This is a genomic window from Jeotgalibaca sp. A122 (assembly GCF_052266715.1).
In the GTDB taxonomy this organism is placed as follows: Bacteria; Bacillota; Bacilli; order Lactobacillales; family Aerococcaceae; genus Jeotgalibaca.
In genome coordinates this window covers 36,992-43,684 of the sequence record NZ_JBQPRB010000013.1, presented here as the reverse complement: position 1 = coordinate 43,684, position 6,693 = coordinate 36,992, and the positions used below count along the sequence as shown (strand labels likewise).

At 42.3% G+C, this 6,693-nt stretch carries 13 protein-coding genes; 11 read left to right on the top strand and 2 right to left on the bottom strand.

Annotated elements, in window-relative coordinates:
- The 5 genes from ACTU7M_RS10905 to ACTU7M_RS10885 form a co-directional block, all read left to right on the top strand.
- On the top strand, nt 1-115 hold a 115-nt coding region (locus tag ACTU7M_RS10905; RefSeq protein ID WP_443474426.1), incomplete at its 5' end, for a zinc ribbon domain-containing protein.
- A 226-nt stretch (nt 116-341) separates the two neighbouring features.
- A complete protein-coding gene (locus ACTU7M_RS10900; RefSeq protein WP_443474422.1) occupies nt 342-1,187 on the top strand; it encodes a hypothetical protein in 846 nt (281 codons plus the stop codon).
- 39 nt (nt 1,188-1,226) lie between these two features.
- Entirely contained in the window at nt 1,227-1,844 is a 618-nt protein-coding gene (locus ACTU7M_RS10895; RefSeq protein WP_443474421.1) for a DUF2238 domain-containing protein, read from the top strand.
- Between the two features lie 39 nt (nt 1,845-1,883).
- Nucleotides 1,884-2,639 (top strand): hypothetical protein, encoded by a 756-nt coding sequence (locus ACTU7M_RS10890; RefSeq protein ID WP_443474420.1) that lies wholly within the window; start codon nt 1,884-1,886, stop codon nt 2,637-2,639.
- Between the two features lie 46 nt (nt 2,640-2,685).
- Entirely contained in the window at nt 2,686-3,099 is a 414-nt protein-coding gene (locus ACTU7M_RS10885; protein ID WP_443474419.1) for an SRPBCC family protein, read from the top strand.
- A 35-nt stretch (nt 3,100-3,134) separates the two neighbouring features.
- On the opposite strand, the gene ACTU7M_RS10880 is transcribed toward ACTU7M_RS10885, so the two are convergent.
- Nucleotides 3,135-3,419: a hypothetical protein gene (locus ACTU7M_RS10880; RefSeq protein WP_443474418.1), complete on the bottom strand. Its 285-nt coding sequence runs from the start codon at nt 3,417-3,419 to the stop codon at nt 3,135-3,137.
- Between the two features lie 144 nt (nt 3,420-3,563).
- On the bottom strand, nt 3,564-3,761 hold the full coding sequence (locus tag ACTU7M_RS10875) for a hypothetical protein (protein ID WP_443474417.1): 198 nt from the start codon (nt 3,759-3,761) through the stop codon (nt 3,564-3,566).
- A 60-nt stretch (nt 3,762-3,821) separates the two neighbouring features.
- On the opposite strand from ACTU7M_RS10875, the gene ACTU7M_RS10870 reads away from it, so the two are divergent.
- The 6 genes from ACTU7M_RS10870 to ACTU7M_RS10845 all read left to right on the top strand — a co-directional run bounded on the left by ACTU7M_RS10870 (nt 3,822) and on the right by ACTU7M_RS10845 (nt 6,676).
- The gene (locus ACTU7M_RS10870; protein WP_443474416.1) at nt 3,822-3,992 is read left to right on the top strand and encodes a hypothetical protein; all 171 of its coding nucleotides are present in this window, start codon (nt 3,822-3,824) and stop codon (nt 3,990-3,992) included.
- Nucleotides 3,929-4,168, top strand: coding sequence for a CPBP family intramembrane glutamic endopeptidase (locus tag ACTU7M_RS10865; RefSeq protein ID WP_443474425.1), 240 nt, complete (start codon nt 3,929-3,931; stop codon nt 4,166-4,168). The genes ACTU7M_RS10870 and ACTU7M_RS10865 overlap by 64 nt, the downstream gene beginning before the upstream one ends.
- Nucleotides 4,169-4,284: 116 nt before the next feature.
- On the top strand, nt 4,285-4,854 hold the full coding sequence (locus ACTU7M_RS10860; RefSeq protein WP_443474415.1) for an SF0329 family protein: 570 nt from the start codon (nt 4,285-4,287) through the stop codon (nt 4,852-4,854).
- A 168-nt stretch (nt 4,855-5,022) separates the two neighbouring features.
- The gene (locus tag ACTU7M_RS10855) at nt 5,023-5,538 is read left to right on the top strand and encodes a DJ-1/PfpI family protein (protein WP_443474414.1); all 516 of its coding nucleotides are present in this window, start codon (nt 5,023-5,025) and stop codon (nt 5,536-5,538) included.
- Between the two features lie 40 nt (nt 5,539-5,578).
- The gene (locus ACTU7M_RS10850; RefSeq protein WP_443474413.1) at nt 5,579-5,908 is read left to right on the top strand and encodes a hypothetical protein; all 330 of its coding nucleotides are present in this window, start codon (nt 5,579-5,581) and stop codon (nt 5,906-5,908) included.
- 69 nt (nt 5,909-5,977) lie between these two features.
- The gene (locus ACTU7M_RS10845; protein ID WP_443474412.1) at nt 5,978-6,676 is read left to right on the top strand and encodes a molybdopterin-dependent oxidoreductase; all 699 of its coding nucleotides are present in this window, start codon (nt 5,978-5,980) and stop codon (nt 6,674-6,676) included.
- The last annotated feature ends 17 nt before the right edge of the window (nt 6,677-6,693 follow it).

Genomic DNA, 6,693 nt, shown 5'->3' with positions numbered 1-6,693 from the left:
CGGAAAGAAGCCGCTCCACATCCGCGAATGGACCTGTCCGGGATGCCACGCGCATCACGACCGGGATATCAATGCTGCAAGGAATATCCTTGCCAAAGCGTCCGCCGGACGGTAAACGGCACGAGTCAGGGACTGGCTCTGGTCAAGAGACGTACCCGCTGCCCGTTGGAAACCCATCGGGTAAGGCAGCGTTGTTCCCAGAAGCTCGGGCATTCATGCCCGAGTAGTTCACGTTTATGTTTGGTAGCGACAAAAAGGCTCCAGTTTTGATTAAAAGATTGCGCGTGGTTATAATGGCATTGAGAAAGCGGTTGCTCGTCTGGTAAGTGAGAAGGGTGAGTATGGTGAATGATAAAAAGATAATTTTTCATATTCAGCTGTGGTTTCTATTGTTGGTTCTATTGGGGGCTTGTGGCCCAACTCAAAACGAAGCCGAATCTTCTGAAGTGGTTATTTCTGAAGAAATGACTGCCATTCCGATGAATGAAGAAGTAACGGTCGCGAAGATGATGGTATTGGTTTCATCTGCTTATTCTACCAATATATTCATCAATAGGGAGTTTGGAATGGCAGGTCAACCACTGGAAGAAGTCATTGATGGTACTTATCTTTTCATGAATGTGAAAGTGACCAATTATTCTGATTCAGAGCTTGAATTATCACAGAGATTTGGGGTCTTAGGGGTCCCTGAGGATGGTTATATTTGGCCAAAGTTCGCTGACATGACGGAGCAGGTAAATAAAAATGATGTAACTTATCATCTGGATGAAGAATTTTATGATAAAGATATGACACTGGGAGCAGGGAAAACAAAAGAAGTGCAGCTGTTTATTGCCTTATCAACGCGCACGTATCCCGTCTCTCTAGTTCTATTTGACCCCGAGAGTGGGGAACCGATAGAAATGCTAGAAATCATCCCTACAGAAGAATGGTATGTCATAAGTAACATGAAAGCCCAAGAATTGATTGAAGAACGTTTCCCTAGCAGTCGTATTGTGGCGAAGGAAATAATGGGGTATCAGTTCGAGGACGAAGCGGAAGGTGGTTTCTATTATCCTTTCGAAGTCACCACAGACGGAGAAGTATCCTATTACTTCGTCAAACGCGATACGAGCGAAATCTATTCTGCAACGTTTGATGAAAGATATGCTGATTATCCAGCTGTTCCGGGGGGAATTGTTAAGTGATGGATTAGGAGGATAGTCTCTAAGGAGGGAGTGGAAGAGATGGGCGGAAATCCGAAAGAAGTTGAAACATTACATCTTATTCTCTTGGCTTTGGTATTCGTCGCTTATGTTGTATCTGCCATTAACCCTTTAGATCGTTTCGCCTGGATTGGACAGACAATTGGTGCTGTTTTACTCATCATATTTATGGTTATTCTTTATCCTCGGTTCCGCTTTTCGAATTTCGCCTATATAATGGTTGTTCTGTATGTATTGTTATTGTTTTATGGTGCGCACTATACCTACTCCCTCAATCCCTTTTTTAATCAATTGAAACAACAGTTTGGATGGCAACGAAATTATTTCGACCGCGTTGGTCATTTTTCTCAAGGATTCGTACCCGCTTTTTTATTTAAAGAATTGTACTTAAAAGGTGGCTACGTGAAACGAGGAAAGATGGCAACCTTCATCGTCATCATTTCATGTTTAGGCTTGAGTGCAGCTTACGAATTGGGAGAATTTGCATTGGTTAAAATTTTAAATGTGCCGGTCGATGCTGTCATGGGAACACAGGGGGATATTTTCGACAGTCATTGGGATATGGTTTGGGCTTTGATTGGCGCGAGTTTGGCAACGATTGTATTTGGACGCTTCCACGACAGGCAGATAGATGTTTGATAAAAACTGTTGCAATTGCACTGAAAGAAGGGTGAGTAAATGAAAGAACCGGTCAATAAAATCCAACTCCGTTCCAAATTAGGATGGGGTGGGACCACCCCGCTTCCAGGCGAGGAAGTTGAGCAACGATTGACTATTACCGAAAAAGGCAGGGTTTATTTTTCGGGGTATGGTATTGAAAAGGAAATCCGGACCATAAATAAAACAATCTCAAAAGATGTTGCAAAAGATATTCTTCAATCGATAAGCGCATATTTTCAAGTGGGGCATCAAGAAGCGTTGGTGACTGATGTCGGCTACTGGGAATTAACAATCACAACTGCGAATGAAGAAGTCCATTTATTCCGTGGTTCATTGATAGGGCTGATGCCTACAAATCAGCCAGATTTAACAAATATGATTCGCGAATTGATTGAGATTCGCAATCTGTTTGTCTTTGGTGGCGGAACGCCTTCAGACCAGATTGAACGTGTATATCTGGAATTCGACGATGAGACTGTGATGATTGATCGCAAAGGTGGTAGTTTAGAGTATGCCAAGCGGAAGAATTCACAGAAGTTTTTTTATCATCTGTATCAAGATTCAAATGAGGTAAGTAAATTGCTGGATGCTTTGGGACTGTTGAAAGTGCCTAAGGATAGTGCAGAAAATTCCTGTAAGTTGACGATCGACTATTACACTGAAAACCAGCGTATGATTAAAGGGAATCTCGAAGGTGAGAACTGGTTTTCTTTTTTGGAAAAAATAAAAGACTTCATTGTCTCCCAGGAGGGCAACCAAGTGTTGTTTAAGTGAATTCAGCTCATTCTGTGATGGTTAAAAGCGATAAGGAGTGTTTCAAATGGCAGAAAAAATAAAAGTAGCAACTATGGTCGATGCACCTATGAAAACTGTTTGGGAAACTTGGAATGATCCCAAGCATATCGTAAAGTGGAATCAAGCATCCGAAGATTGGCATACCACCGAAGCTAAAAACGATTTGCGTAACGGAGGGAAATTCCTTTCCAGAATGGAAGCAATAGATGGTAGCGTAGGCTTTGATTTTGAAGGGATTTACGATGAAATAATTGAACATAAAAAAATCAGTTATACGATGCCGGATAACCGACAAGTTGAAATTCGTTTTAGTGAAGAAGATGGTAAGGTGAAAATTGAAGAATGGTTCGACGCAGAAGACGAGAACCCCGTGGAAATGCAAAAAGCCGGTTGGCAAGCAATCATGGATAGCTACACCCATTATACTGAAAGCATATAAAAAAGCGCATCGCTGCGCTTTTTTATAGTTGCGTGCTAGAGCCTGTGTTCTTTTCTCCAATCTACCTCAAAGTAATCATTACCTTGTTGGATGAATATGGGATAATTGGTCCGGTAAATACTGCCCTCGGAATCCTGTTCCAAATACATGACAAAATTCTTGGGATAAAGTGAAAGTAATTTAGAAAAGACATGATCTTGATCAATAATGATTGTTTGAATTTCTTGATCACTTTCAAACCAGTCTGTTTTCAGATGGAAGTAAGCACCAGGAGCAATTTTCGTTTCATAACAGCAAATAGTCAATACCGATTGAGTCATAATAAACCATCCTCTCCAATTATTTATCATTTTCCGCACAACTCCCTAAAAAATCAAAAAAGTTGTGCACTGTTTCTGCTTACGCTTACTCTGGATCATGTTGGCTTCCCCAACCGAATTTTACGTGGTAGGGATTCAAGTTAATTATATCACATGAATGTCATGAGGATACATTTCTATCTGAATCATCACGCGGAATGTAAAGAAGGGGCTACAAATGATGGAAACCAAGAGACGATTGCTTGTATTGGCGGTATTGGAGCTTGTTTTGATGGCACTCGCCGTACTGTATGACTTTCTCCTGCCAACTGTTGTTGTTTCGGCGATTGGGGCTCTCTTCATCCCCCTGAGAAAAGAAAAATTCGCGATATGGGCTTTAAAAGGCAGCAGGACTTTCCCAAAATGTTGCTTAGTATTTTTGGGATGGCATTCGGTTGGACATTCGTGAATTTTGGATTCGTTATTCCCACATTGAACCATCTGACTGGCACAACCCGTGATGTCAGCGCATTTGCCAACCGGGCGACGGGAATCGTTGCGGCCATTCTGGCGTCTTCGATTTTTTTGCCTTAGCCCGTATTGAACAAGGATTCATCGGTGTAGTAACCACATACATCTATGCACTGTTCTTCAGTTATATCCGGTATGAGTATGACAAACTGTGGGCAGCTGTTTTGGCACATGGATTTTTGAATTCAATCGGCATCATTACTTTCTTTTTCACCGGACCGCTCTACGGACTATGGTGAATTAATTAGAGAAATGCTGGATTTACTCAGCGTGGAATGGCTCCTTTTCTGCACATAAAGGCTTGACTAAAGGTAAAAAAATGTATAATAAACCCAAAGACAAATGGAGGTAATTTATGAACTGGAGTAAAATGAAACAACAATTGGAGGGTTTCCTCTATCCGGCCTTAGCGGGCAGAGTGGCATATATCGCCACTAGCTACCGCTATACACCGGAAAAAGCTGGTCAGTGCTACCTCACTGTTGATAAGAAGAAAGTGTTCAACATGAAAGATGCAACAACCGGGATTCGTTGGTTCCAATCAGAGCAAGAGATAAAAGGCGATTCTAACCTAAACATTCCTGTCAGTCAGGATGATATTGAAAAGGTCAGAAAAGATATGGGTGAAAAAGTACCCGAGGAACGTCTGGTCGTGATTGCCAAAGACCGTAAATTGCAGAGTTATGCAAAAGAAATGATTGCAGCCCAGACAGCTTTAAGCAAAGCTGATTTCAATACGGTTGCGAATACTTTCTTGACGCGGTCCATTGAAGAGAGTCTTGCGAGCCAGGATATTCTGTTAAATGTTTTGGCTTTGGTTGACAGGCGTGTCGGAAAAAAACGAATTTTGGACATGGAGAATAAGATGAAACTGAAACATCCTATCGTACAGTACTTTTATAAACTTCGCCGCAGTGCGCTTTAGAAAATATTTGTTTAAGAGAGGCATCCTAGCAGTTCCGATAGGGTGGCTCTTTTTCGAGTGGAGTAAGTGTCTGTATGGTATAATAAACGTGTAAAAGAAAGCGTTTGCAACTTTGTGTGGTTATGATAGATTGCTGATTGGAAAATAAATAGGAAAAGAGAAGATCATATGGAAAAAGTATTGTTTATTGTAGCACCGGATGACTTTCAAGATGAAGAGTTGTTCAGGACACAAAAGGAACTGAAAGATTGCGGTTATGAGACATGGATAGCCAGCCACAAAGCGGACACCTGCAGAGGTGTGAATGGCGGCATTGCCCAGTCGGATATGGTGTTGGAGGATGTCGATACCAATGATTTCGAAGCAGTCATTTTTGTTGGCGGAAAAGGTAGTCGCGTATTTTTTTCCGACCCCCATGCCTATAAAATAGCCCAAGCCATGCATGGACTGGGAAAAACAATTGCGGCTATTTCCATTGCTCCGGTTATTTTAGCTAATGCGGGTATCTTGAAGAAAAGATATGCGACCGTTTCACAGAGCGAAAGTAAGATGCTTGAAGGCAAGGGCACCCATTATTCGAATGAAGGAGTTGTCGTGGATGGGAACATCGTTACAGCGGCAGGTCTTAGAAATGCGGAAGAATTTGGGCAAAAAATATGTGAACTATTGAGTAAACGTGACTAGCAACGGGCCTTGCTAGATAAAGGCCTAAGGGGGCGATAAAATGCTGACAAAAAGAATGAAGATTTGTGTTGCCACAGGTGCTGTTTTGGGGATTATCTGTATCATCGGTGCCCAACTGCGTTCAGGGTTTGGCAGGGATGCAGGCTATTTGTTTGCCTTCTGGTATAACCGGTTGCTCATGGGCATCGTCATCGGATTACCTATTGGGAAATTGGGCTTGCCCAAAGCTTTGGGTAGAGGTGCCTTTTTGGGAACCATGATTTCTTTCGCCTTTTACAGTGCTACTGGTTTCGATGATTTGGTCGGTTTCCTGGCTGGAATCGGCTACGGTATTATTATTGAGTACGTTGCGGAAAAATATGTTGCGTAGCAAGTAAGTAGAAACAAATACATCAACCAACCACCATTCCCTTGTTTTATCAGAAAGTAGGGATTACTGATGCGAGTTACAACAGGCAATAACAGTGGGACATCTAGACCTAAGCACCTAATGATTCTTTGGATGCTGCTACTGGTGGTTTTGTTTTTGTTTGGTTGCGGCACCTCCAATTCCGGTGATGCGGAAAAATCCAGTATCGAAGAATTGGTAAAGGTGGAAGTGACCGAATACGAAGGCAAAGACCTATCTTCGATTGCTGATTTCAGGGAAAATTCTATCAAAGGACCTCAATATATTGATATAAGTGCCTATAGACTGAAAATAGACGGATTGGTTGGGAAACCAACTGAATGGACCTATGAGGAAGTATTAGACAATAAGCCCTACACGAAATTGGTGACGCTGAACTGCGTCGAAGGCTGGAGCGTCGACATCCTCTGGGAAGGCGTCTTACTCCAGGATTTATTTGCTACGGTCGACGTCAAGGATAGCGCCAATACTGTCATCTTTCATTCCGAAGACGGCTACACCACTTCTTTACCCCTGCAAACCATTCTGGATAGGGAGATGCTGCTTGCTTACAAAATGAATGATGTCGTTCTGCCTCCGGAAAGGGGCTTTCCTTTCCAATTGGTTGCCGAGGATAAGTTGGGATATAAGTGGGCCAAATGGATTACGCGCATCGAACTATCGGATGATGTGAACTACAAGGGATATTGGGAACAACGTGGATTCGATAATGACGCAACAATCAATTGAGAAAATGACAAACGTAT

What these genes read in the sequence shown, in the direction of transcription:
- ACTU7M_RS10855 (WP_443474414.1), top strand. Translation starts at nt 5,023, where the DNA reads ATGGAAAAAGTATTGTTTATTGTAGCACCGGATGACTTTCAAGATGAA.
- ACTU7M_RS10875 (WP_443474417.1), bottom strand. Translation starts at nt 3,761, where the DNA reads ATGAAGAGAGCCCCAATCGCCGAAACAACAACAGTTGGCAGGAGAAAG.
- ACTU7M_RS10850 (WP_443474413.1), top strand. Translation starts at nt 5,579, where the DNA reads ATGCTGACAAAAAGAATGAAGATTTGTGTTGCCACAGGTGCTGTTTTG.
- ACTU7M_RS10845 (WP_443474412.1), top strand. Translation starts at nt 5,978, where the DNA reads ATGCGAGTTACAACAGGCAATAACAGTGGGACATCTAGACCTAAGCAC.
- ACTU7M_RS10890 (WP_443474420.1), top strand. Translation starts at nt 1,884, where the DNA reads ATGAAAGAACCGGTCAATAAAATCCAACTCCGTTCCAAATTAGGATGG.
- ACTU7M_RS10885 (WP_443474419.1), top strand. Translation starts at nt 2,686, where the DNA reads ATGGCAGAAAAAATAAAAGTAGCAACTATGGTCGATGCACCTATGAAA.
- ACTU7M_RS10895 (WP_443474421.1), top strand. Translation starts at nt 1,227, where the DNA reads ATGGGCGGAAATCCGAAAGAAGTTGAAACATTACATCTTATTCTCTTG.
- ACTU7M_RS10870 (WP_443474416.1), top strand. Translation starts at nt 3,822, where the DNA reads ATGTTGCTTAGTATTTTTGGGATGGCATTCGGTTGGACATTCGTGAAT.
- ACTU7M_RS10880 (WP_443474418.1), bottom strand. Translation starts at nt 3,419, where the DNA reads ATGACTCAATCGGTATTGACTATTTGCTGTTATGAAACGAAAATTGCT.
- ACTU7M_RS10900 (WP_443474422.1), top strand. Translation starts at nt 342, where the DNA reads ATGGTGAATGATAAAAAGATAATTTTTCATATTCAGCTGTGGTTTCTA.
- ACTU7M_RS10860 (WP_443474415.1), top strand. Translation starts at nt 4,285, where the DNA reads ATGAACTGGAGTAAAATGAAACAACAATTGGAGGGTTTCCTCTATCCG.